The organism is Kaistia terrae, from assembly GCF_026344005.1.
Lineage (GTDB): Bacteria > Pseudomonadota > Alphaproteobacteria > Rhizobiales > Kaistiaceae > Kaistia > Kaistia terrae.
Genome location: NZ_JAPKNH010000013.1, coordinates 101,587 through 124,375 on the forward strand (window position 1 = coordinate 101,587; position 22,789 = coordinate 124,375).

The following is a 22,789-nucleotide window of genomic DNA, read 5'->3' on the forward strand; positions in this document are numbered from 1 at the left end:
CGCTGTCGCGCGCAGCGGCAGCGATCTTCTCGGCATGCGCCCCCCACTGGAGATGCCAGTCGAGGGCGCCTGTCAGTTTCCCGCGTCGAGATCGAGATCCGCCTTGCGGCGCTCGGCAACGGTGGAAGCGGCCCAGATGACGCCGTCATTGAAGGCGCGCATATCGGGATCGGCGAGGATCAGCAGCGCATTCTCGCGGGTGAACGGCAGCGGCTTGTCCTTGTCGTCTTCGACATGCTCCCAGCCCAGAAGCAGGGTCTCGACGATCAGGGTGTTCGTCAGCTTGTCCTGCTCGGCCGGCTCCTTGCGGAGATGGCGCGGGATCGCGGCGACCAGTTCGGACTGGCGACGGCGATAGTCGTCATTGCCGAGGCCGCGCACATGCAGGCGGATGTTGCCGAGGGCCGGGATGTCGCCGACCCAGGCGCCCTGTTCGAGCTTGGCAGAGTCGATCTTGAGATTTGCGAGCTTCATCGTGAGGTTCCGGGTTGTGAGAAGTGAGGAAGGGGCGGCTCGCGCGCTACGGCAGGAACCAGAACCGGCCGACGCTCATGGTGTAGCCCTTGACGGCATCCATGATCGCGGTGAAGCCGGCCGACAACATCACATCGGCATTCTTGCCGGAGACGCCTGGCGAGCCGCCGGAAAGCTTGATCGACGGGAAGTCGAACAGCAGCGATTCCTTATTGCCGTCCTGGCGGCCGAGCCGCATGTCGTAGGAGGTCAGCGTGTTGTTGATGACCTGCTGATAGACGCTCGAGTCTCCGAAATAGGTCTCCAGCGTGCCGGTGACGGAGAACTCGCCGTTGCCGATGCCGACGGCGGCGATCGAGCCGACCGCGTTCTGCCGACGCAGGTTGTTGTTGATCTCGAACTGCGCCGACATCACGAAGTTCGGGCCGGACAGCAATGACCCACCAAAACCGATGCGGCCGACATTCGACGAGGTGTTGAGCACCGGATAGGTCGGCGCCGGGATGTCGGTGGCGCCAGCGAAACGCGACGCCTGGACAGCAGCATCAGCACCGACATAGGTCCGGGAATAGGCGGCGGGTTTCTGCGCCGGCGCATTCACCGAAAGCCGGTCGAGCGTCTGGCCGCGCAGATATTCGAACGTCACAGGCGCATGGTCGAGATACTGGCGCTCGATCGTGTTCGAACGCTTGCTCGAGCCGTTGACCAGGAAGTCGCCAGCATAGATCTCGATCAATTTTCCTGTGCCGACATCGGCGGCAAAGCCGACCGGGACGTTGTCGAGGGACAGGCGGTTGGCACTGATCGCCGCGATGCGCGCCCAGCCGTTCGTGCCGGCCGTGGCGAAGAAGCTGTTGGCCGTCGTGCCGCCGATCCGGATCCACTCGCCGACATGCAGGCCGAGTGTAGTGAAGTCGAGGATAGTCGAGGCGAGCGCGTTGCCGCCGATCGTGACTGCGGCGATGTCGGCCGATGCTCCGGCAAAGCCAACCACCCGAGCAGCAGCGCCAACAGGGATGGGTGCCGTCTCGGCCACGAAGGTCGAGGCCGGGAACACGATGGTGGTGCTGGTCGCCGACGAAACCTTGGCGACCTTGTTGTTAGCCGCCGTCGGCAATCCGGTCAGCACCACCAAATGGTTGGCCTTGAACGGCGTGCCAAGGCCGGCGGCAACCGTCAGGGTCGTGGCCGACACGTCGGAAATCTGCGTGTCCAGCGTCACCACCTCGATCGACGGCTTGCTCGACCAGGTGCCCTGCAGCGCTTCCTCAAAGTCGTCGTCGACCGAGCGAAACGAAAGCTCGCCGCCGATATCGCCGCCGGCCTGCATGCCGACCAGGATCAGGTCGGTTACCTGGCGGTCGGGCCGGATCTCGGCCGACACTTCGGTCTGGGGGCTGGCGGCGAGACCGGAAGAGGTCTGGCGGATGCTCTTGAACGCTGGGGTCGGCGGGGTGACACCGAAGGTCGCCTCACGGACCTTGGCGAGGGCAACACGGTTCGTCGACTGAAGGTCGGCCATGAAACGTCTCCGTCTATAGAGGGGTTAGCCGAGTAGGTCGGCCTGGTAGGGAACGGCGATCGAGAGCAGGAGGTAGTTGCCGTTATCGGTGTCGTCCTCGATCGACGGGGACGTCGGGGCATAGGTCGTGACGCCCATGAAGTCGGCATTTGCGCCGAACTGCTTGGCACGGAACAGTTTTGCCAGCTCGTCGGTCCAGATCAGGGCTAGCAGCCGGCCCTCGATCGTGCGCGGCATCGCCAGCACCAGGCGGAAAGCGCCCTCTTCTCGAAAGACGTTGGCGCCCGGCGCGCCGATGGTGATCTGGCTCGACATTGCGACCGGGTACTGGACGACGAGAAAGGCGGAGGCATCGCCTGGCGTGTCGCCATTGTCGTCGGAGAAGCCGCGAACCGGGCAAAACGCCCAGCCGGAAGCGAGCCGGGCCTCGACCGCGGCTACAACTTGTTGCATCGGCATGTCAGTACGTCCTGATCTTGATAGCCGGCTGGCGGCGTAGCCATTCGCCCGGCGACTTCCGGCGATGGTGACGGCTGGCGTGCCGCATCGCGCCATCGGTACTAGCCCAGTCGTCGATCATCCCCGCCTGCAGCACGACATGAGAGAAAGTGATCGATGCGAGGTTTGAGAACCGCCTCGAGGCGATCGCGGCGACAGCCTGGAACACGCCGTCCGGCGCCATGGACGACAGCCCCTGCTCGATCTTGCGGGCGTAGGGGACGGAGCTGACGAATACATATTCCGAGGCCGGCGGCACGAGGGCGCCGGGGTCGACCACTGCGCCATCGGCGAGGAACAGGAACGACCGCGCAAATCGGCCGGTTCGGACCGGCGATGCCTGCACCAGCATCTCGCCAATCTGGGCGAAGATGTCCTGCAGCATCTCGAATTCGAACACGACAACACCGTCTGGACGCACTGTTTCGACGGACGCGTTCGGCCGACCGTCGACATAGGTATCATGCGGCGGCACCATGCCGAGCACTTGCTGGTTTACCCGCTGCGCCTCGGCAAGCTCGCGCCTGGCGAAGGCCGCCAACTCAAGACTTCGCGCCTCCGGCGACAGCGTCTCATCGAGCATCACGGCGATATCGCGCTCGATAGAATCGATCCGCGAAGAGATAGCCATCAGCTGCGCACAACCAGTTCATAGGCGATCAAGACGCCGGCAACCCGACGACGATCGTCGTCGATGGACTGGATGTTCGACACACGCCCCCGGATCACGACCTTGTCACCCTTACGCAGGGCTCCAGGCCAGCCGCTGGCCTCGACGTCCTCAGCCAGGACAAGCACCCGGCGATCAGCCACGGTGATCGACCCCACCAATTCCTCTGGCGCGAAACCAAGCAGCCGACCGGGGACAACTTTCTCAACCGCAGGCGGTCCGACTCGACGCAACATGACAGACTCACCGAGCCTATCCATCGAGCGTCTGTATCGACCGCGGGTCTCTTCCGGCGATGCCATGGCTAGAGGTTTTCCGTCTTGTAGGCTGCGAGCAGCCGCATCGCAGCCGGCGGGATCATGTCGGCGCCAAAGATGGTCGGATCGAAATACTCGACGCGATCGACATCGTTGACGGCATCGACCTTCACGGCCAAGTCACGGCGTTGCGCCGAAATGGCTTGGCGCGCTACCAAGATGGCGGCCATGCGGATATCTGCCGGGACATCGTCGAAGCCAGCCTCATAGGTGACCGCTATAGGGCCACCACACCACTTTGCGTGGCCGCCGGCCGACAAACGGGAGACCATCCCAGCCCCGGCCTCAACCTCTATCTGCGAAAGATCAAGTGCTGTGCCGCCCTGCTCGACATTCAAAACACTGATGAAACGGCGGCGCAGAATAAGTCGCGTGACGACAGCATCGAGCCGTACCGTCTCAACTAACGTTTCTTTACGCAGCGTCGGCGGAGCGAGCCCCGCCGACGCAACGCCGCAGTGCCGGGCGACGGCAAGGGCGATGCCGTCACCCAGAGCCGTCACCTCGTCGTCCGTCCCACCCACCCCGAAGCCGGCCGCCGTGCGCAGTTCGGCGAGCGTAAGCAAGGCGTGTGCGCTCGGATATCCGGATTGCGCCTCGGCCGGCGTCAGGAGGGCGAGGCTCATGTGGCGGACGGTCCCGTCGGGAGCGTCGCGGGATCGAGTACCGCGATGATCTCGGCCTTGGTCTGCGCCTTACCCAGCTCAATACCGCGCTCCGCCGCCAGCGCCTTAAGCTCGTCGAGCTTGAGGCGGCCGAGATTGACGATAGCCGTATCAGCGCCATGGTCCGCATCGCCATCCCTAAGTTCAGCCATCCCGTCGCGGAGGGCAGAGACGGCCAGGTCGCCCACCACCGTATCGCCCACCTCAATGTCGCGAGGGTAGATTTCTCCGTCCCGCACCCCCTTGAAGGGAGAGACGACGATCGCGCTAATTTCAGCCATTTGGATCTCCTGCTTGCTGGCTGGGCCTGCTGGTGACGCCTACGGCGCCCGGCGAGGAGCGCCCTTGATGACGGTGACGGAGAGCGGCGTGGCTGTGCCATGCGTCCCGGAGAAGTCGGCCAGCACCTTCAGGTAGCGCCTGTTGCCGACATAACCGACCGCAAAGCTCTCGATCGCGGGATGTGCGGCCACGAGCGATTTCACGATGCCGCCACTCACTGCTGCAGGCGAACTCGGCCCGCAGAGATCACTGGCAGCGACCTGGGAGTAGGAGACGTTATCGTCGGAATGGGTCACGACGAACTCAATCTTGTTCGTGGCATCGAAGGCGATACCCCCGACGCCGATGCCGAGAACGATCGTTGCGCCGTCATACCCCTGAAGATCGATCGCCGCAGAGGTGGCATCGGCATTCGCGGCCACCGGGCCGAGCGCGGCAACGGCAGCGATTTTCGTAGCGAGGTCACGCATGGTGCGCTCCTATCTGGATTGAGGGAAAGGTTGCCGGCGGCAGATGGCCACCGCCGGCCGGCACCAACTCAGCCGAAGCGGAGAAGCTTAATAGCCTCGAAGTTCTGGATGCCGCCGCCGACGCGCTTGGTCGTGTAGAACAGCACGTAGGGCTTGGCGGTGTAGGGATCGCGCAGGATGCGGATGCCGACACGATCGACGATCAGATAGCCGCGCTTGAAGTCGCCAAAGGCGAGTCCATAGGAATTGGCGGCGATGTCCGGCATATCCGGGATCTCGACCACCGGTCGACCAAGCATCTCGCTGACCACGCCATCGGTCTTGAAGTTGATGTTGATCAGATAGTTGCCCTGGCCGTCCTTCAGCTTACGCAGAGTGCCGAGCGTCTTGTTGTTCGCCGTCCAACTCGCGACGTTGCGGTAGGGCACCTTCAGCGCGTGGAACAGGTCGATCAGCACGTCGGCCGGATTGCTGGCCGGAAACGCGCCCGAAACGCCCGTACCGACATAGCCGAGCTTGCCCCAGGCATAGTTCGCGTCCGCGACGTTCTCATAGGCGAGAAAGCCCCAAGGCCGCTTCACGCCGTTGCCCGAGACGAAAGCCGCACCTTCCTGCTGCGCAAACTCCAGCGTGACCTCATCGCTGATCCAGCTTTCGAGGTCGATGAAGGAATCGTCCAGCATCGTCTGGGTCGCCGCCGGCATGGCGTAAAGCTCCATTGCCGGGAAACTCAGCTCGGAGAGCTGCGACGCAAGCGTCTGGACGCGGTTGTCGCCCTCGCCGACCCAGCCGGAAGTCGTGCCGTGCTGATTGACCAACTTGGAGTAGCTGTAGCCACCGATCGAGCGAACCGTGGCCAGGGAACGCATGGGCGATACGACCTTGAGCACCGAGTCGATCGTCGAGTCCAACTCGGGACGGGTGAGAAAGCCGCCGTCCGGCTGCGACTGCGTGGTCATGGCAGCCGAAACGGGTTGGAAGCCGGCTTTCGCCTGCAGGGCCTTCATGTCCCGTTCGTCGACCGTGCCACGCATCCAGCCGTCGACACTGGCGAAATAAGCCAGCTGCTCAGCGCTGTAGACCCGTCCGCCTGACGGCATGTTGCCGTTGAGCTGGAGCGCGGCGATCTTGCGGGCGATGTCATCGACAGCGGCCTGGTGTTCACCGACCGCCGCATTGAGGCGGTCGACCTTTTCCGTGAGCAGGCCATCAGCCTTGCTCTTCAAGGCATTGTCGTTTTCAGTCCGAAACTCGGCGAAGGTCTTGCCAAGCAGATCCATCGCCGCCTTCAGGTCGGCCACGGTCGGTGCGGTCTCGGCGCGCACGAACTGGAGCCCGCGCGGCACCACCGGAGCGATCATGCTGGCGATGGCCGAGCCGGCACCGAGGTGAAAATGGGCGACGGCGGCGCCGCCGTCGGCGAGCGCCATGGACGCGACGAGAGTTGCCGCGACGGCCAGCGCCGCGAACACGTAAATCCCACGCATGGGGTAGCTCCTAGTTTTGGGCGATCGTGCGGATCGTCGATTGGATCGAGGCGAGGAAGTCCGAATGGCCAGCGTCTTGCGTGGCCGTAGGAACAGCGTCGTGCGTGTTCCGCTTGATGTTGGCGAACAGCTCGCGCCGCTCGCTTCTGGAGATGTTCTGCTTTGCGAGAAGAGAATCTACGCGGCGGAGCGCCTTCACGGACGAAGCAGCCACACTGGCCTGGGCGTCTTCGACGATCTTGTCGCCGTCGAGCAGCGCGTCCGCGAATCCCATGTCGAGCGCACTCGCCCCCGAGATCCAGGTCTCGCCATCCATGAGCTTCGCGGCTGCCAGGACGTCCATGCCGGTCCGGGCAGCATAGACCTGCGCCATGGCGGCATCGAACGGCTCGAGCATGTCGGCCGCCTTGCGGAAGTCATGTCGGTTGCCGACGGCACCGGCCCAAGCGTTGTGGATCATCAGAAAGCTGGCTGCACCAATTTCGATCCGGTCGCCGGCCATAGCGATGACGGAGGCCGCGGAAGCGGCAACGCCCATGACACGGACCGTCACGCTCGCCTTGTGCTGGCGAAGGAGGTTGTAGATCGAGACCCCTTCAAAGAAGTCGCCGCCGGGCGAATTGATGTTCACGACGATGTCGGCATCACCGATCTTTCGCAGCATGCCGGCCACGCGATTGCTGGTCATGCCCTCGCCGGTCCAATAGTCATGACCTATCGTCTCGTAGATAGAGATCGAGTTTTCGGGCGCGTCGGCAGCCTTTACGCCAGCCTGCCAACGGTCCACCGCATCAGGCCGCATGTCCCAGCCCATATCGGCAGAGATCTGGAAATCGGGGATCTCAGGAAGCGGCCGGATCGACATTCTGGTCTTTCTCCTTGGAGTTGTCGGCCCGGTTGCCGACCAGGTTAGAAGCGACGGTGTATTCGCCACCCTTGCCGTCCGGCCGCGGGTTAATGTCTTCGTAGGACCGGACTTCATCAGGGCTGTAGACCCCGCGATCGAGGCCGGATTTATAGGTTTCCCAACGCGCTGCCGGGTCACCGCGCAGAAGGCCCGTAGTGTAGAATCGGGCCTCCAGCCGCGGATCGCCACCATCGAGCAGGTCGCGTCTTATAGCGCCCTGCCACATAGTCAGATGATCTTGCAGCGAGTACTGAACGAACAGCGTCGACATCTGAAGCATGCCGGGACTGGCATTAGAGTTGTGGCCAGCACCAGCCCCGATCATGTGCGGCGGTACGCCGTAAAATGTGGCGATATCCTGCCGCTGGAATTCACGGACAGCGATGAACTCGGCGTCTGCGGCGGTCATCGCGACCTTGTCGGAAGCCTTCATTCCCTCCTCGAGGATGATGGCTTTGTGCGCATTCTCGGCGCCTGCGTACTTTTCCTCGATCGACTGCTTCAGCCGGCCGTATGCCTCCGGCGACATTCGATCAGGATGCTCGTAGACCTGCCCGGCAATGACGCCATGCTTGAACAGTCGCGCTCCAGCTGTCTCTGCCTGGATGGCGAGCCCGACAGCCTCGCGCATATACGAGATCACCGAGAGACCGGTGACGCCATCTAGCGAAAGCCCGCGAAGGTGAAAGACGTCATCGGCCTTGAGCCGGATCTGGGCGCCGTTCGGACGGTGGTAGGTGTAGTCAAGAGATAAGTCAGGCAGCTGGACGACCGAAACTCGGTCCGGATGCATCGGAAGCAGCGCTGTAATCCGCTTGCCGACCTTGACCTTGAGGGCGTAGCCGTTGCCACGGATCAGGACATGCGCCTGCAGCTGGCGGATGAATTCCTCTGGCGTCTGCCAATGGTTAGGCTTGCGCGTCAGGAGGTTCCGCACCGGGTGATCGACGGCCGGTTCGCGGTGACGTTCGTCAACACGGATGATGATATCGCGCGGCAAGTTGGCCACCGCGCCCGAGATGAGGCCGATACAGCGCCAGGCAACCGACACCCGCATGAGCCCGTCCGGCGTGACGACCGCACCTGACTTGGTTTCGGTTCCGCCCCGCATGAAGTCACGAATGACAGGGTCACCGAGATCTCGAACAGCAATCTGTTCGCCTTGTGCACGGATGCCTGCCACGGCCGGAGTAATGTCCTCCGACGGCGGAGACAATGCCTCCGGCGGCGGAACAGTCTCGCTCGGGCGAGCGCCAATCCATGAGAACAGACCCATATGATCCTCAGATCGCGAGCACGCCGCGAGTTTCGTAGACGGATGGTCCGTCACCGGGTCGGAATGCCACGCCGATCGCCATGATCAGCGCGACGACGCCGTCTATCTTCTCGGAAGATCGGACCTTCGAAGGCTTAATGTTGCCGGCGTCGTCCTGCTTGTAGGCGACATGATCGACCTGCCAGCGCATGCAGGGATGTCCGCCGGCGTCGAGCTGGCTGGAAATGGCCAGGCGCTCGAAGTCCTTCGCGGCCGGCGACATCGAGTAGAAGCCCTGGCCGAAGAACTCGACAGGGACACCGCTCTCGGCGAGCGTCACCGCAGTCTCATGGCCCTGGAACAGTCGATCGACGGCCAAGTTCTGGACATCGAACCTCTCCGCATCGGCGATCACCTGCTTTCGGATGGTCGCATAGTCGACGCTGTTCCCTTCCGTCTCGCGGATGGCGCCGCTCTTGGCCCAAGCATCATACCCGACACGATCGCGACGAGCCCGAAGCTCGATGCTCGCGGCCGGCACCCATAGCCTCGGAAGGATCAGCCAACGTGTGTCTGCGCCGTCCGGCGGGAAGATCCAGACCAGGGCCGTCAGGTCGCTTGTCGATGAAAGGTCGAGCCCGCCAAAACAGGCACGACGCTTCCGCCCCAGCATCTCCATCTCAATTTTGCGCCAACGCTCCTTGTCGGGAGCGCCGGCATCCCATTTGTCGAGCGGGATCCACCGATCGGCCGTGCCGATCCACTGATTGAGATAGTAGCGCCTGAAGTCCGCCTCGAGGCGCGGCGCATCCTTCGCCTTTGCGCATTCTTCACGCAGGAATCGAAGGGTTGGCGAGACGCCAAGATTAGGGTTTGCCTTGTACCAGACCTGCTCGTCGGTCCAGTCGTCTTCAGGCTCAGCTGCGAAGATGACGACGAGCGTATCGGCGATCGCTCCCTCACCACGGCTTTCACGCTCAATACGACGGCTCTCGTCGAAGATCACCTCTCCGTAGCCCCGTCCCTTGAGGCCTGCGGTTGAAGCCAGGAGCTCAATCGGCTGATCGCGGGCCGACGTCGACTGGTGCAGCGTGTTCATCAACTCGCCATCACGCCATTCGTGCATCTCGTCGCCGAGGATGACCGAAGCGGAGAGGCCATGCTTGCCGACAGCCTTGCCGGAGAGCGGTACGAACTTGGCCCGGAGCGACTGGACAAAGAGCGAGTCCGCAGCGGGCGTGATCTCCTTCATCAGTTCCGGCGACAGCGTCACCATCGTCTTCGCCTTCTCGAAGACAATGCGCGCCTGCGCTTCGGAGGAAGCGAATGCATAAGCCTGACCACCGAACTCACCGTCGACCAGGAAAAACGCCAAGCCAAGTGCTGCCAGGAACTCGCTCTTGCCGTTCTTGCGGGCGATCCAGAGCAGGAGGCGCCGGTACAGCCGATAGCCGTCAGCCAGTTTCCAGCCGAACAGCAGTCGCACGATGCAGGCCTGCCATTTCGTAAGGACAAAAGGCTTGCCGCCCCAACGTCCCTCCGTATGGCGAAACCACCGCGGCCACTGCTCTACGATGCGGTTGGCCAGAACCGCATCGAACCAGGCACCAGAAACGGCGGCGGACTTGTCCCATTCACGAGCGACGAAAGAGAACCCAGCCGCGTCGTCGACCCAGGCAGGTCGAGCCATTACCGCCATGGCTTAGTTCGGCTTGCTCGAATGGCGGCGGGCGAAGCCGGCGATGGTGTCGTTCTCTGTTGCATCCATCGGCATCGACGGCTGTTCCGGCCCACTATCCTGCCTGTCGCCGAACAGCGGCCCTGCCGATGCCCCGGTGCCTGTCAGCTCGCGTATCAACTTGTACCGATCGAGCGGCGTGAAGCCGAAGCGGGCAGAGAGATCCATCACGACCTTGGCGGCATCGTCGCGGTGAGCGACGGCAGGATGATCGTGGATACGGTAGCCGCCCGATGTGGTCCTGACACGTTGCGTGTCACCATCCTTGGCCAGCTTCTTCACCGCCGACCAAAACCGATCGAGGTAGTAGCAATACATCGCCATGGTGTGGCGATCGAGGCGGTCGAGAATGTTGCGGCGCCGAAGCTCGGGAACGTATTCGTTCCAGATCTGAATGGCGCCTTCGAACTCCTCGAGGCCAAACATAAGCGGCGGCGCCAGCACGTCGGTAGATGCCGACGGCGCATCTGCGAGCAACTTGATCCGGGCATCGATCGTAGGCTTGGCCTTCCGACGTTTACCGGGATTGCCCTTGTCCTCCTGCGAGGCGATATCTGGACGTCTTCCGCGCACAGCCGTCTCCAAAAAAAAGTGTTCGCGGAATTTCGCGGGGGAAAATGCTTGCCCCCCCAGCGGTCCGACGCCCCAGCGCCACCAACTTCAGACCCCCCCACCCCCTCGCCGAAGACTTCGGGTCATTTCGCGCGCCCGAGCGCTGTCGAGGTGGAGGTCATCAAGACTGGCCTCGGCGCGGGCGACCATTCCCTCGAGCATCTGCTTGACCACGTCGTGGTGCCACTTGCAGCAGGCCTGCCAGTTGGTCTCGTCCCACATGAGCCCGTCGTCACCGCGATGCGGGATAACGTGATCCACCACCTTTGACGGCTCGACCACATCGACGGCGAGGCAGCCGACACAGAGCGGGTGATGATCCTTGAACCTACGAGCGGCGCGATCCCAGCGGGCTGTGTAGCCTCTCTGCCTGGCACTGCCTCTCAGCCTGTCCGCCTCACGCCGAAGCTCGGCTTCAGGCGGGATGCCGTTCCTACGATAGATGGGCGGAGAGACAGGCATACCCTAGATACAACTAGGCCCGGCCTGCATCTCTGCATCCGGGCCATGCGTCGCCATTTGCGATGATCGGCTACACCGTCATCTGGGGGGACTGCCCACGCTCAGGACCTATTCTTGGCCGCGTTGGGGAACCAGTCGCTCTCGTCCTGCCCCATCGCTATTCGAGCACATCGATGTCGTCAAGATCGACACGCACTGGGGTCGGGCGCCCGAACAGTTCTAGTTCACACTTTACCTCAGCCTCATGGCCACCAGGCGTCACGATAGCCGTGAAGTCAGCGAATGGCCCGCCAGTGATCCTGATCGGGGTTCCTGCCTTTGGCTTCAACAGGTTAGCCCGCTTCGGCGGCGCACTATCATGCGTTGCGACACGGCGCTCAATGTCAGCAATCGCCTCCCTGTCGAGGCTAACGAAGGTGTCGGCGTCTCTTTTTAGAACCAGCGACACGCCGGGCACGTCCATCAGCGGCCAGCATGTAGAGACCTTCGGCACGACCTCTACGAAGAGATATCGAGGGTAGAGCGGCACCTCGATTCGACGCATCGGCTCGCTTGCTTCGCCTTTGTTCCGCTTTTTGCGCTCCGCCCTCAACCCGCCGCGCTTCTTCACCGGCACCCACTTAGCGACGATGGGCAGGTAGACCGCCCATCCTCTTAGAGAGAGCGCTGCAGCAGCCCTCCGCTCATCACAACCGCCCGTATAGACGATGAACCAACCCTCGGAAGGCCGTCGCTCCGACCGCTCAGAGGCGGACGGGAGGAAGTCGACAATCTCGCCGATCTGCCAGATCTTGCCGTGCTGTGCCGTCATGAGATCTACCGCCGCCATTTCCATTTCAGAGACCACTCGCTTCACTAAATTCATTCCGGATCTGCCCTTCATGCCCAGGCGGCCACTGGCTCGGCACCTTGATGAAGGGCATGCGCAGGTCGTTTGCGTTGAAGCGGAAGACGAGATCCTTCGACATCCGATCGGCCCAAGCACGGAACTCCGGCGTCACGGCACCGGATGAATCGCGCACGGCGATCGTCTCTAGAGCCGCGACGTCCCCCGGCTTCGGCACGGAGTTAGCCGGCACACCAACACCCTGTCGCGGCTGGGCTCCGATAGGAAAAGCCTGATCAAACATGAACTTGATCCGCTCGCCGTTCTTCCAGCGCCGCCAGAAGACAACCCACCACATGTCGGTGCCGGGCTCGATTGGCAGCAACGTGCTGCTCGCAGATACGCCGCCCGCCTTCACAGCCAGATCCAGCCACTTCCGCTCTTCGATGAAGGTGAAGAACCGGCAATGCGCCCTGTCGATGCGCAGCTTTGCGATGAACACCGGCACCGCAGCGCTTGCAGCGGCTCGATCAGCCTCGGAGAGCCGCAGCCAGCTGCCGTGCGACCGGACGATGTTGTCGGTGTCCTGCTTCGGCCATTGCCGAAACTGAGACATGAACGCCTCATCGGCCCGCGCTACCTCGGCCAGTGCGGCTCGCTCGGCCCCGGCGTCGAGCTTTTTACGAATTTCCAATCCAGAGCCCAGCGGCGAGCGCGCGTCTCTCTCCAAGTCGTTATTAGAAGAGGTCGTTCTATTGGATGCCGGTTCTGGACCGGCATCCCCATGCCGGTTCTGGGGCGGCATGGGGGATGCCGGTATACCGGCATGGGGGGGCGCAGTATCGCCCGAGATGTCGTCGTCGTCCTCATCCAATTCATCAGAGTTATTGATGAATTCAGCCGGGCGTTTGTCGTCGAGCAGCACGCGATATTCATGCGACCGCTTACCGTTGTTCGGATGAAACCGTTCCTGCTGCTGTACGTATCCGCATTCGACAAGGATCGAAATGGCGGCCTGAATGGTCGAGCGGGCACACTGCAGCTGCCCCGCCATCTTCACCTGGCTGCGCGAACACCATCCACCGCGATCCGTGTGCCGGCCGAGGATGCAAAGCACCTGCAGTGCCTTGCCCTTGAGGCGAGGATCGGTCGCAGCGTCGCCATGAATGATCGAATAGCGAGGTCCGCTCACAGGCTTGCCTCCGCGCCGATGCGTTCGGCGTGCCTACGCATCCCATGCAGCACGGTCGTGTGATCCCGTCCGAAGAAGCGGCCGATCTGTGGCAGCGAAAGGCTGGTCTCGTTGGCGGCCCGGTACATGATTTCGTGCCGCGCTCGCGCCAACGCTCGATCCTGTCGCCGCGAGAAAAGCTCGTGTTCCTTGAAGCCACACCGAAGCATGACCTCGCCGGAGATCTCGCGGATTCGCGCCAGATCCTCGTCTGTCGCCGCCCGGCGTGCCGGCTTGGCGGCAATCGCTGCGGTTGCCTGCTCGCAGGCCGGTTGAAGGCGACGGCGCGCGGCCAGCATCTCTCGTTGCAAGCGCGCCACGGCTTTGCGGGCCTCTTCGCCAGGTGGTTTCGCGCCGTGATGGATGAGCAGCAAGGCGAGTGATCGCCGGCAGGCTGCAACCCGCATTTCGCGCGTCATCAGCAGTTCTTCAGGTGACAGATTCATGCGCTGACCTCCGGCGCTTCCAAACCCCAGACGTCCCAACCCGGCCGCGCGCGGCGGGCGTTGAGCTCAATCTTGGGAAGGTTCGGGAAATAGGCTTCGATAAGCTCATAGAACTTGTCGGGCTTGGCCGAGTGTTCGCCGACTGTAGCATCAAGGAGCGAACCCCATTGCTCGCCCATCGCCGGCGCCGGGACGTTGCCGATCGTCCCAATCAGAAGCAGCTCATGCTGGTTCCGGTTCCAATAGCCGTTGCCGATCCGGTCTTTGCCCCAGATGAAGTGCGACTTGTACTCGAAGCCCCAATTCTCCATGACGCGGAGCGCGGCCTTGAGCATCGGCGCGGTGGCCCAGAGGAACAGGACGCAATCTTTTGCCGCGATGATGCCGACTGGACGCAGGACGATGTCGTTCGTCGGGGTCGTCGGATAGTGATTGTCTGCCGCGCGATCCATACCGGTCTCGCGGCTATAGGGCTCGAAGCGCCACTCCGGATCCGCATAGATGACGCCGTAGCGCTTGTCGGGCAGCGCCCGCTGTCGGCTGGCCAGCGCCGCCTCGCGCCCGGCGCGCTTTGCCTTCTTTTCGGCCGTCTTCGTGTCCCGCAGCCGCCTGATCGCGGCGCTCAGCGCGCGCGGATCGACACTGTCGACGATGCGTTTTTGCTCTGCCAACGGCAGCGAGGCGATTTCCGCCGCCGCCGAAACCGAGATCCGGCCGCCATCCACGGCAGCCACCAGTTCGGTGGCGCCATGGGCGAGCACGTCGCGCGCCGTCGTCACACTGCGATCGGACACGCTGGCGACGCGGGCCGCCTCTTCCTGGCTGACTTTCCGCAAACTTGCGGAAGGTTCGGCAAGGTCGGTCCGTTCGCCCTGCCGCATGGTGGCGACGCGCGCGGCGACGAGCGCCCGCTGGCTCGGCGAAAGCTGTCGACGATGCAGGTTCTTCGACATCACATAGGCAAGCGGATCGCTGCCACGGAACTGGCGGGTGTGGACGGTGGCGCCGACGGCGAGCGCGGCGCGATATCGGTTGCGCCCATCGAGGATCGCGCCTTCGAGAAGCTCGATCGGCTCCTGCAGGCCGTTTGCGGCGATGTCGGCCATGAGGTCGTCGAAGGCTTCGCCCTCGATCAACGGGAACAGGTTCGCGAGCGCGTGAAACGGCAACTGGCCGACCGCCGCCGGCACGTCGCCCGGTTGCCAGGGGACGAGCGCCGTCATGCTGCCACCTCAGGCCGCGAAAGCGCGGCGTTGAAGGCGTCGATCATCGCGATCGCGCGCAGTTTCGCATCGGCGTCGAGGTAGTACCCCTGCCCCCACACGGTGCTTATCGTGACACCGTGGATCTTCAGTTTCTTGCGGATCTTGCAGATGAAAACATCGATGATCTTGATGTGCGGCAGATCACCATCATGGTGATGGTCATAAGCGCCGTTCATCAGCTGCTCTTTGGTGCAGACGTCCCGCTTCATCAACATCAGGAAGATCCGCGCCTCATGCGCCGTCAGGCCAAGGCCGGGCGGCAGGCGCAGCTGCGCCTCGGCGTCGCGCTCGAGCGTCTCGACACGGTCGCGAAGAACGGCGTTCTCCGCCTCGAGCATGGCCACCTGCGCCGCCAGATCAGCCATTGCGGGCCTGCCGCTGTTTCGGCGTCGCGCGGTACCAGGCAATGGCGAGGGCGCGAGACATCGGCATTTTCATGCCCTTGCGCACCGTCGACTCGGCATGGCCCAGCCATTGGCGCGCGGACTTGGAGCGGATCGTGGCCGTCAGGTCGACCGGGTCGAGCGAATCCTTCCACTCCGGCTCGGTCAGAAGCGCCGTGACGGCGCCGATCTCAGCCGAGGCCAGCGGCGCGCGCTGCGCATCGATCAGGACCTTCAGCATTCTCGCCGTGAAGTTGACGCCGCGCCGCTCGGTAATCGTTCGCAGCCCGGCGATGGCCATGGTATCGCCGATCTTGAAGACGCCCTGCGCGGGCGGGCTGCGCAGGATCCTCGCGCCCGACTTTTCGCAGGCCTGGTTCATGGCAACCGCGATCTCGTCGCCGGCGGCGAGCGCGGCGTAATAGATCTGGTTGCTGGTCATCGCAACGCGGTCCGAATTGTGCCGGACAAACGCCATCGCGCGCTTCGCCAACTCGGCCGCATCGACGACCATGACGGGAATCGTGTCGATGCCGGGATGGCTCGCAGCCGCGATTGCGGTGTGCTGGCCGTCGATGACCATAAGCACACCGTCGTCGCCCTCGGCGCAAACCGGCGGCTTGAACGAGTCCCATGACCAGTTGCCGACGATGCGACGGATCAGGGTAATCGACTTGTCGGCCAGTTCGCGCTGATACCGGTCCTCGACGCAAAGCGTGGCCGGATCGACCCAGCGAAACGCGGGCCGATCGGCCGCGACCACGTTCGGCTCGACACCGACAATCGGGATCGCCTTGATCGGCCGGAAGCCCGGAACCATGGCGGCAATGTCGCCGCCGGACACGTCATGCTTGCTCATACGCCATGCCTCCGTTCAATGAATTCAGCGTGTTTCACTAGGTGTTTCGCGTGGAACCGGCGCCTCGGGCGGGTTGACCAGGCGCTTGCCGGTTTTCGGATCTACGAGGAACCAGTAGGGATTGGCGTCGATCCAGAGGCAGAGCCGCAGCATGTTGCCAGCCGAGATCGCCTGCGCCCGCTCGGCGCGGCAATGCGTGGCGTAGGAAATGCCGGTAATGTCGGCTGCCGCCCTCATGCTGACACCGATGATCTCGGTGCGATGCGCGTGGACGAAGAGCCCGAACGTCTGGTGATCGATGTCCCAGCCGATCGCCGCGCGCGCTGCGGTGTCGGACCTGTTCAGCATCAGACCATCCCCAGCGCGTTTTTGTAGAGCTCGAGGATCGCCTCTTCCTCTTCAAGCACGCCGGCGTCTTTCTTCCGCAGCGATACGATCCTTCGCAGCGCCTTGGTGTCATAGCCGTTGGCCTTGGCCTCGCCATAGACGCCCTTGATGTCGTCGGCGATCGCCTTCTTCTCTTCCTCGAGGCGCTCGATGCGCTCGACGATCGAGCGCAGCTGCGCGGCGGCGACACCGTTGATGTAGCCGCCTTCGCTCTCTTGGGAATCGGGCTTCAAGTCCCTGCCCGGCCGGGCGCGACCGGTGGCATAGGGGTCGTAAGTGTCTTCATCGGTCATGATGCGCCTCCGAAAAGCTCGGCCTGGCCAACCTCTGCCGGCGGCGTCACAAGGGCCTCTTGCTCGGCCAGCCAGCGGGGAATCGTGACGATCGCCCGCTTGTCGCCAGCCATGGCGACGTCCAGGTGGACGAGCGCGACCCAGACCGCGTTGCGCAGATCACCGTCTCGCGACAGCCGCACCGCCCGATCGCCGCGCGCGTGGACATAGAGGTCGAGCGTCAGGATGGGAGAAGCCACGGCTCACCTCCTGAGGACTTTGCCTCGACATTGCGCGGGTGCCAGGCACGAAGGCGCGCCATCCACTCGCGCGCGACGTCGAGGCGATTGCCGACGCGGAAGAAGTCCCAGCCTTCAAGGCTGCGGATGGGCGCGGCTGTCTCGACATTGTTCGCCCACGGCCCGGGCGACGGCCCCATCAGTTCGTCGCGCTCGCGCCGGAGCATGCGAAGATCCATGTCGGCAACGATGCCGTGATGGTAGGGCGAGAGCGGCCAGCTGAGGCCCAGCCTGCGATAGATCTCGGTGTCGATGCCCCCCTTCAACACCTTGAGCGTGCTGCGGATCATGCCGTTCGCAGGTCGCCCGAGCCGGTCGACGGCGATGCGGTCGAGGGCGGAGACGAATGGCGCCGTCAAGTCGCCGATCAGGGCTTCATGCGCATCGTGAAGCAGGAACGCCAGCGCCGCATCGGTGTCGCCGCAGGTTTCCTGAAGCACGGCATCCGCGCCCAGATAGGAATGCTGCGCGGTAGAGAAGCCCGCGCTGTCGAGACGGCGGGTGTGCCCGGCGAAGCGGTTGGCCAGCGCAAGCGGGATGGCAATGTCGACCATCATGTCGATGGCCGAGAGATCTGGCCGTGCGAGGTCGACAGCAAGGCCGGAGCGCGTCTGCATCCAGATCATGACTTGATCCATTCGATGGTGGTAGAAATGATCTTCGCCCCGGTCAGGAGCAGGGCGGCGGAGCCGGTGAGCCAGAGCGCGATCACGCCGATGACCCTCCAGAGGTGGTCGCGACGAGCGTCGGTGGCGGGATGATCGGAGGCGCCCATGTCAGGAGCCCTTCGCCGCGACCGAGGCCAATTTCCAAAGGATCTGATCGACCCCTTGGCTCACGTCGGAGAATTCCTTGATGGCCTTGCGCGCGGCGGCGGGCGTGTTCCGCAACGCCACTTCCGCGAGCGCTGCCGTTGCCTCGGATTGTTCCTTGGCGATCGCGCCAAGTTCAGCAATCAGCTCATCTTTGGCCGCGCTGGCGTTGTCATCGAACCGCACGACATGGCAGTGCGCGAACGATGCAAAGAAGTCTGCGAAAGCTGCGCCGCCACCTGAAACCCCGAGCAACAACATGTGGTCGCGAGATAGCTTTTCGGGATGATTGTCCAGGCAGGCCCGCGACAGGAAGCTTTCGTCGACGCCGAGCAGGAACGCGACCTTCTTACGGCCTCCAGCGGCGATGATCGCCTCATGGCAGGCCTTCTTGAAAAGAGTGATCGTGCCCTCGGGCAAAGCGAAATCAGTCACGAAAAACCCCTTTGGTTTATTCGCTGCGTCGGCGGCTTGGGTCTGGCAGAAAGAGGTCGTCAGAAGCGCGTCACGGAGGGCCACGCAGATGTCGACCATCAGGATGCTGATCGCCGCCAAAATGGAGCGGGCGCGGCTGAAGGAGGCCCCGGCCCGCTCCAAGTCTGGGGAGGAAGGAACCTACGCGCCGGCCAACGGCGCGCAGGGCAGTCACGATCACCGCGCGGGGAATCCGGCGATCGCTTTTCGGTCCGGCCACCGCCGGAAAGTCAGAGCCCTCAGCGGAGCACAGGCGATGCTCGATCGTCATGCAGCCTCCGAGCCCGCGACCGGACGCTCAAAGAACCAAGCGTCCTGCCAGGCAACACCCTTGGCGATTGCCGCCTTTCGGACCATCGCCAGTTGCGAAAGGTCAGGAAGCAACGCACCGTTCTCCCACCGCGAGACAGTTGCCTGTCGCACCCCCGCGATCTCTGCCATTTCGGCCTGAGTGATACCGAGGACGTTCTTTCGGATGTAAAGAAGCGTGTTCATGACAAGCCTTATACGCATACGAATTTATATCCGCAAGGGGCATACGTTCGCGTATTCGCCCGCGAACATACGAGGGCGTATATTGTGCGTATGGATATGAAACAGACCCTTGAGCGCATTCTCGCGGATCGCCGTTGGACCCAGTCCGACTTGGCCAGCGCTTTGGGCGTGACACAGGCGACCGTTTCACGCTGGTTCCACGGTTCGGATCCTCGCGGCGCTACGCGTGACCAGATCCGCCAGTTGGCGGATGGCCCTTCCGCCGCCTCCGCCCTTATCCGCGTACCGCTCATTTCCTGGATCAGTGCCGGCGCTCTCAAAGAGACCGCCAACATCTCAGGATGGGAGGATATACCTCACTTGGAGATGGCGGATCTTCCACCGGGAGACTGGATAGCTCTCGAAGTCGGTGGTGATTCCATGGATCGCATATCGCCGCCGGGCTCGATCATCGTAGCCAATCGGCGCGACACCCGCTTGGTGCCGAACGCCTGCTATGTGATCGGGGACCAAGACGGAAACGCCACATACAAACGCTGGCGCCCTAACCCCTCTCGCTTCGAACCCGTCTCGACAAATCCCGATCACGAGGCGCTCTTCCCCACAAGCGAGCCGACGATCATTGGCCGAGTGCGGCGATCCATCATTAATATGTAGCCGGTCGATTCGCGGCCTAGCACCCGTCGCTGGCGAAGCAAGGCCGCGCATCACTACCCAAAATTGAATTGGTCGACATCAACGCATATACGTTTGCGAATTTTTCTGTTGCATTGATTATTCGCATGCGTATTCTTGTTTCCATCGGCGCGGGCATTGGCCTGGCGCGCCGAACCGAACCCGGTTCCGATGGAGCGACCCATGCACACCCAGACAACCCCGCTGCGCGTCCGCCGCAACAGCCGTAACGAGACGGCCCTCGACGTGGCCCGCCGCACCAACAGCATCCACAACCTCATGGCGGCGGAGATGATCGACCGGGCGTCGATCGATGGCAGCTGCAATGAAGATCACCTGAAGCTCTGCGGTTTCACCCAGGACGAGATCCTGATGCACGGGCCGCAGGCTCGCCAGCTCGCCGAGCGGAAGGCTCTCGCGGCCTGACACGATCGTCAGGCCAGCGCGGCTTCGGCGCCCCTCCCCCAGCCGAAGCCGCGTCGCCGGACGATTATGTCCAGCTCGGAGACAGTTATGATCAAACTCGGCGACAAGGTGTGTGATCCGGTGACCGGCTTCACCGGCACCGCGACGGCGCGCCTCGAAGAACTCGGCACGGCGCCGCAGATCCGCGTAGAGGCCCAGAACGCCTCACCCCATGAGGCAATCCAATCGCATTGGCTCAATGAGCCGCGGCTTTTGGCGAAGGCGGACTGACAGGGACCGTCCCGCCAGCGCGGCTTCGGTTCCAGCCCCCCCACCGAAGCCGCGTCGCCGGACGATCATGTCCATCGACGAGATCCCCATGAAAACCCTGATCGAAATTACTGACGCGATCTGCGGAAGCGATCGCGACACATGGCTGGCGCTTGCCTTTTTGCCTGCCATGGCTGGCCTGATCATCATCCTCGCCATCGGCTTTGCGCCATGGCCCTGATAACGGCTGCCGAGCAGGTGGCCCTCACCCAAGCCGCCGACGACATGAGCGAGATCTGGCAACAGATCTGCGCAGCCAAGCGGCTTCGCCAGCCGGTGCCGCGCTCGGCCATCGCCAAGCTGGCCGGCATCGTCGCTGTCGCCCTTCGCATCACAACCGCACGCGCCCACGACGAAGCCCTGCTGGCAGCGCTCGAGGCATGGATCCAGGAGGATCTGCAATGAGCCGCAACTATCTCGTCTGCGAGGGATGCGTTGAGCCGCTCGACATCAGCGACCGCTACTATCCCGGCATCGATTGCGTGCTCTGCGTCAAGTGCGCACCGACCTTCATGGATCTGCTGTCCGAGCCGACATCCTTCGTCGAGCAGGATGACGATGCGATGCCGCTTAGCCGCGAGAAGCGCGAGGCCATGCTGGACGCCCATATCGCCGCCGGCGGCCATCCGCAGGACAGCATGGCGACGAGGGCGGTGGAATGATCACGCGCAACCATATTACGCCGGCCCAGCGCCAAAGGGCGAACGACTTCCTGCACTGGCGCCAGGAGAACGGCGGCGCGGTCCGCTGGGATCGAGGCGGCGCAGCTGCGCGCCGTCGCAACCGCGAGCGCCGCGACGAGATCGCGAAGACCGGCTTCGTGCCGACCGACACTTACCTGCTTAACGACGGAGCGCGGCCATGAGCGAGGCGAGCATCGTCTTCATGATCCTCGCCTATCGCGCCGCGATCCTTGGTGTGACGGCCTACGCCGTGTTCTGGCTCGATCGATCCGGCTGGTGGTTCCTGCTCGCCATCGTTCTCGCCGGCGGCGCTGAGTTCACCTTCTCCGAAAAGAAGGAACGGCCATGAGCCCGCAACAGAGCAAGGCCCGGCCAATCCTGTTTTCCGGACCAATGGTCCGCGCGCTGCTGGATGGCAGAAAGACACAGACCAGGCGGCTGATGAAGCCGCAACCTGCTCTGGTCGGTGACGACCAGTGGCACATCCCAGGAACGCCCGACGAGTTTCGTCTGCCGGCGAACAGGATGGGGGCCTTTGCCCCAGACTACGTCCGCATCAAACTCGGGGATCGCCTCTGGGTTCGCGAGGCTCATGCCTTGTTGCCGCGCACCGCCTATCGCATGAGCATCGGCACCGGGACCATCGCCCAACGGGAACATCCGACCGATGGCTATACCGCCGCCGTGTTTCGCGAGGGGTTCGATCGATCTGGCCGGCCGGCTTGGCGACCCTCGATCCACATGCCCCGCTGGGCGAGCCGCCTGACGCTCGCCGTCACAGATGTTCGCGTCGAGCGGCTGCAGGGCATCAGCGACGCAGACGCCGAGGACGAGGGCATCGACCTCGACAGTGACTTCGCCTCGCTGTGCAATAGCATTGCCGATGCCGGTTACTCGAATGACTTGCCTAACGGCTCGGTCCAGCAGGCGGTCTTTCGCCACCTCTGGGAAACCATCAACTGCGCTGGCTCGTGGGAGGCTAACCCTTGGGTCGCCGCCTACACCTTCACCGTTTCCCGCACAAACATTGACGAGGTTCGGTGATGGCTGATCGCATCGAAGACGGCGGGACGGCGGAGGCTGGGCTGGTGGAACGGCTAGCCAAGGGTGGCCACACGCCCGGGCCGTGGGGCTGGTTCGGCAATGCCAACAGCTATTCGCTGTATCTCGCCACGAGGCACAGTGGCCGCCGCTATGTGATGAGTTTCAGACGTTGGGGGATGCGCGGCGCGCAACCGGAGTTCCAACCTGAACGCGGCGGGTTGGTCGACGCTTCCAGGCTTCTAGAGTTTGAGGTCGGGGACCGAACGGTGCGGGGCGTAGAGCAGGCGAAGGCCAACGGTAGCGTCTATCGCTATGACGTGCGCGGCATCGACTGTCCGGATGCCCGCCTGATCGCGGCTGCGCCCGAGCTACTCGACCTCGCCATCCAGCAAGCCGCCGAGATCACCCGCCTGCGCGCGGAGAACGCCGGGATGCTGGAGGCGCTGAAGTTCTACGGCGACGCGTGGATGTGCGGCACCAACAAGCGCTATGGCGGCTTGGAGTGGAAGCCGAAAGAAGCCCTGTTGGACGACTGCGGGAACAT

Annotated in this window: 36 protein-coding genes; 10 read left to right on the forward strand and 26 right to left on the reverse strand. The window is 63.4% G+C overall.

The window, feature by feature from the left end:
- Positions 1-72 precede the first annotated feature (72 nt).
- The 26 genes from OSH12_RS23775 to OSH12_RS23900 all read right to left on the reverse strand — a co-directional run bounded on the left by OSH12_RS23775 (position 73) and on the right by OSH12_RS23900 (position 19,108).
- Positions 73-474, reverse strand: coding sequence for a hypothetical protein (locus tag OSH12_RS23775; RefSeq protein WP_266346125.1), 402 nt, complete (start codon positions 472-474; stop codon positions 73-75).
- 46 nt (positions 475-520) lie between these two features.
- Positions 521-1,996 carry a phage tail tube protein gene (locus OSH12_RS23780; RefSeq protein ID WP_266346126.1) on the reverse strand — a complete coding sequence of 492 codons (1,476 nt, stop codon included), beginning with the start codon at positions 1,994-1,996 and terminating at the stop codon, positions 521-523.
- Positions 1,997-2,020: 24 nt separating this feature from the next.
- Positions 2,021-2,455: a phage tail terminator-like protein gene (locus tag OSH12_RS23785; protein ID WP_266346127.1), complete on the reverse strand. Its 435-nt coding sequence runs from the start codon at positions 2,453-2,455 to the stop codon at positions 2,021-2,023.
- Between the two features lies 1 nt (position 2,456).
- Positions 2,457-3,125 carry a hypothetical protein gene (locus tag OSH12_RS23790; protein WP_266346128.1) on the reverse strand — a complete coding sequence of 223 codons (669 nt, stop codon included), beginning with the start codon at positions 3,123-3,125 and terminating at the stop codon, positions 2,457-2,459.
- On the reverse strand, positions 3,125-3,307 hold the full coding sequence (locus OSH12_RS23795; protein WP_266346129.1) for a hypothetical protein: 183 nt from the start codon (positions 3,305-3,307) through the stop codon (positions 3,125-3,127). The genes OSH12_RS23790 and OSH12_RS23795 overlap by 1 nt, the downstream gene beginning before the upstream one ends.
- Before the next feature lie 161 nt (positions 3,308-3,468).
- The gene (locus OSH12_RS23800) at positions 3,469-4,107 is read right to left on the reverse strand and encodes a hypothetical protein (protein ID WP_266346130.1); all 639 of its coding nucleotides are present in this window, start codon (positions 4,105-4,107) and stop codon (positions 3,469-3,471) included.
- Positions 4,104-4,427 (reverse strand): hypothetical protein, encoded by a 324-nt coding sequence (locus OSH12_RS23805; RefSeq protein WP_266346131.1) that lies wholly within the window; start codon positions 4,425-4,427, stop codon positions 4,104-4,106. Before OSH12_RS23805 ends, OSH12_RS23800 begins: the two co-directional genes overlap by 4 nt.
- 39 nt (positions 4,428-4,466) lie before the next feature.
- Positions 4,467-4,898 (reverse strand): hypothetical protein, encoded by a 432-nt coding sequence (locus tag OSH12_RS23810; RefSeq protein ID WP_266346132.1) that lies wholly within the window; start codon positions 4,896-4,898, stop codon positions 4,467-4,469.
- 68 nt (positions 4,899-4,966) lie between these two features.
- Complete coding sequence (locus tag OSH12_RS23815; RefSeq protein ID WP_266346133.1) at positions 4,967-6,385, reverse strand: phage major capsid protein; 1,419 nt, start codon at positions 6,383-6,385, stop codon at positions 4,967-4,969.
- Positions 6,386-6,395: 10 nt separating this feature from the next.
- Positions 6,396-7,250, reverse strand: a complete 855-nt coding sequence (locus OSH12_RS23820; RefSeq protein ID WP_266346134.1) for a head maturation protease, ClpP-related — start codon at positions 7,248-7,250, stop codon at positions 6,396-6,398.
- A complete protein-coding gene (locus OSH12_RS23825; RefSeq protein ID WP_266346135.1) occupies positions 7,228-8,475 on the reverse strand; it encodes a phage portal protein in 1,248 nt (415 codons plus the stop codon). Before OSH12_RS23825 ends, OSH12_RS23820 begins: the two co-directional genes overlap by 23 nt.
- A 100-nt stretch (positions 8,476-8,575) precedes the next feature.
- Positions 8,576-10,246, reverse strand: coding sequence for a terminase large subunit (locus OSH12_RS23830; protein ID WP_266346136.1), 1,671 nt, complete (start codon positions 10,244-10,246; stop codon positions 8,576-8,578).
- 3 nt (positions 10,247-10,249) lie between these two features.
- Entirely contained in the window at positions 10,250-10,858 is a 609-nt protein-coding gene (locus tag OSH12_RS23835) for a phage terminase small subunit P27 family (RefSeq protein ID WP_266346137.1), read from the reverse strand.
- A gap of 658 nt (positions 10,859-11,516) precedes the next feature.
- Positions 11,517-12,224: a transcription termination/antitermination protein NusG gene (gene nusG, locus OSH12_RS23840; protein WP_266346138.1), complete on the reverse strand. Its 708-nt coding sequence runs from the start codon at positions 12,222-12,224 to the stop codon at positions 11,517-11,519.
- Entirely contained in the window at positions 12,196-13,377 is a 1,182-nt protein-coding gene (locus OSH12_RS23845) for a helix-turn-helix domain-containing protein (protein ID WP_266346139.1), read from the reverse strand. The genes nusG and OSH12_RS23845 overlap by 29 nt, the downstream gene beginning before the upstream one ends.
- Entirely contained in the window at positions 13,374-13,835 is a 462-nt protein-coding gene (locus tag OSH12_RS23850) for a helix-turn-helix domain-containing protein (RefSeq protein ID WP_266346140.1), read from the reverse strand. The genes OSH12_RS23845 and OSH12_RS23850 overlap by 4 nt, the downstream gene beginning before the upstream one ends.
- Positions 13,836-13,858: 23 nt before the next feature.
- A complete protein-coding gene (locus OSH12_RS23855; protein WP_266346141.1) occupies positions 13,859-15,085 on the reverse strand; it encodes an MT-A70 family methyltransferase in 1,227 nt (408 codons plus the stop codon).
- Entirely contained in the window at positions 15,082-15,492 is a 411-nt protein-coding gene (locus OSH12_RS23860) for a helix-turn-helix domain-containing protein (protein ID WP_323180720.1), read from the reverse strand. The genes OSH12_RS23855 and OSH12_RS23860 overlap by 4 nt, the downstream gene beginning before the upstream one ends.
- Entirely contained in the window at positions 15,485-16,369 is an 885-nt protein-coding gene (locus tag OSH12_RS23865) for a DUF6551 family protein (RefSeq protein WP_266346142.1), read from the reverse strand. The genes OSH12_RS23860 and OSH12_RS23865 overlap by 8 nt, the downstream gene beginning before the upstream one ends.
- A gap of 24 nt (positions 16,370-16,393) precedes the next feature.
- Positions 16,394-16,717 (reverse strand): hypothetical protein, encoded by a 324-nt coding sequence (locus OSH12_RS23870; RefSeq protein ID WP_266346143.1) that lies wholly within the window; start codon positions 16,715-16,717, stop codon positions 16,394-16,396.
- Positions 16,717-16,953: a DUF2312 domain-containing protein gene (locus OSH12_RS23875; protein WP_266346163.1), complete on the reverse strand. Its 237-nt coding sequence runs from the start codon at positions 16,951-16,953 to the stop codon at positions 16,717-16,719. The genes OSH12_RS23870 and OSH12_RS23875 overlap by 1 nt, the downstream gene beginning before the upstream one ends.
- A 92-nt stretch (positions 16,954-17,045) precedes the next feature.
- The gene (locus tag OSH12_RS23880) at positions 17,046-17,288 is read right to left on the reverse strand and encodes a hypothetical protein (RefSeq protein ID WP_266346144.1); all 243 of its coding nucleotides are present in this window, start codon (positions 17,286-17,288) and stop codon (positions 17,046-17,048) included.
- A complete protein-coding gene (locus OSH12_RS23885) occupies positions 17,270-17,953 on the reverse strand; it encodes a hypothetical protein (RefSeq protein WP_266346145.1) in 684 nt (227 codons plus the stop codon). Before OSH12_RS23885 ends, OSH12_RS23880 begins: the two co-directional genes overlap by 19 nt.
- On the reverse strand, positions 17,950-18,102 hold the full coding sequence (locus tag OSH12_RS23890; protein ID WP_266346146.1) for a hypothetical protein: 153 nt from the start codon (positions 18,100-18,102) through the stop codon (positions 17,950-17,952). The genes OSH12_RS23885 and OSH12_RS23890 overlap by 4 nt, the downstream gene beginning before the upstream one ends.
- Position 18,103: 1 nt before the next feature.
- Positions 18,104-18,673, reverse strand: a complete 570-nt coding sequence (locus OSH12_RS23895) for a hypothetical protein (RefSeq protein ID WP_266346147.1) — start codon at positions 18,671-18,673, stop codon at positions 18,104-18,106.
- Between the two features lie 207 nt (positions 18,674-18,880).
- The gene (locus OSH12_RS23900) at positions 18,881-19,108 is read right to left on the reverse strand and encodes a helix-turn-helix domain-containing protein (RefSeq protein WP_266346148.1); all 228 of its coding nucleotides are present in this window, start codon (positions 19,106-19,108) and stop codon (positions 18,881-18,883) included.
- Positions 19,109-19,204: 96 nt separating this feature from the next.
- Between OSH12_RS23900 and OSH12_RS23905 the strand changes: the two genes are divergently transcribed.
- From OSH12_RS23905 to OSH12_RS23950, 10 genes are all read left to right on the forward strand, one after another.
- A complete protein-coding gene (locus tag OSH12_RS23905; protein WP_266346149.1) occupies positions 19,205-19,765 on the forward strand; it encodes a LexA family protein in 561 nt (186 codons plus the stop codon).
- A 201-nt stretch (positions 19,766-19,966) separates the two neighbouring features.
- The gene (locus OSH12_RS23910) at positions 19,967-20,209 is read left to right on the forward strand and encodes a hypothetical protein (protein ID WP_266346150.1); all 243 of its coding nucleotides are present in this window, start codon (positions 19,967-19,969) and stop codon (positions 20,207-20,209) included.
- Between the two features lie 87 nt (positions 20,210-20,296).
- The gene (locus OSH12_RS23915) at positions 20,297-20,479 is read left to right on the forward strand and encodes a hypothetical protein (protein ID WP_266346151.1); all 183 of its coding nucleotides are present in this window, start codon (positions 20,297-20,299) and stop codon (positions 20,477-20,479) included.
- Positions 20,480-20,546: 67 nt separating this feature from the next.
- Positions 20,547-20,699, forward strand: a complete 153-nt coding sequence (locus tag OSH12_RS23920) for a hypothetical protein (protein ID WP_266346152.1) — start codon at positions 20,547-20,549, stop codon at positions 20,697-20,699.
- Positions 20,690-20,923, forward strand: coding sequence for a hypothetical protein (locus tag OSH12_RS23925; RefSeq protein ID WP_266346153.1), 234 nt, complete (start codon positions 20,690-20,692; stop codon positions 20,921-20,923). The genes OSH12_RS23920 and OSH12_RS23925 overlap by 10 nt, the downstream gene beginning before the upstream one ends.
- Positions 20,920-21,180, forward strand: a complete 261-nt coding sequence (locus tag OSH12_RS23930) for a hypothetical protein (protein WP_266346154.1) — start codon at positions 20,920-20,922, stop codon at positions 21,178-21,180. The genes OSH12_RS23925 and OSH12_RS23930 overlap by 4 nt, the downstream gene beginning before the upstream one ends.
- Positions 21,177-21,383 carry a hypothetical protein gene (locus OSH12_RS23935; protein ID WP_266346155.1) on the forward strand — a complete coding sequence of 69 codons (207 nt, stop codon included), beginning with the start codon at positions 21,177-21,179 and terminating at the stop codon, positions 21,381-21,383. Before OSH12_RS23930 ends, OSH12_RS23935 begins: the two co-directional genes overlap by 4 nt.
- On the forward strand, positions 21,380-21,550 hold the full coding sequence (locus OSH12_RS23940; RefSeq protein ID WP_266346156.1) for a hypothetical protein: 171 nt from the start codon (positions 21,380-21,382) through the stop codon (positions 21,548-21,550). Before OSH12_RS23935 ends, OSH12_RS23940 begins: the two co-directional genes overlap by 4 nt.
- Entirely contained in the window at positions 21,547-22,245 is a 699-nt protein-coding gene (locus OSH12_RS23945; RefSeq protein WP_266346157.1) for a hypothetical protein, read from the forward strand. Before OSH12_RS23940 ends, OSH12_RS23945 begins: the two co-directional genes overlap by 4 nt.
- Positions 22,245-22,789 (forward strand): hypothetical protein (locus tag OSH12_RS23950; protein WP_266346158.1); only part of this gene is annotated, 545 nt, incomplete at its 3' end. The genes OSH12_RS23945 and OSH12_RS23950, both read left to right, overlap by 1 nt.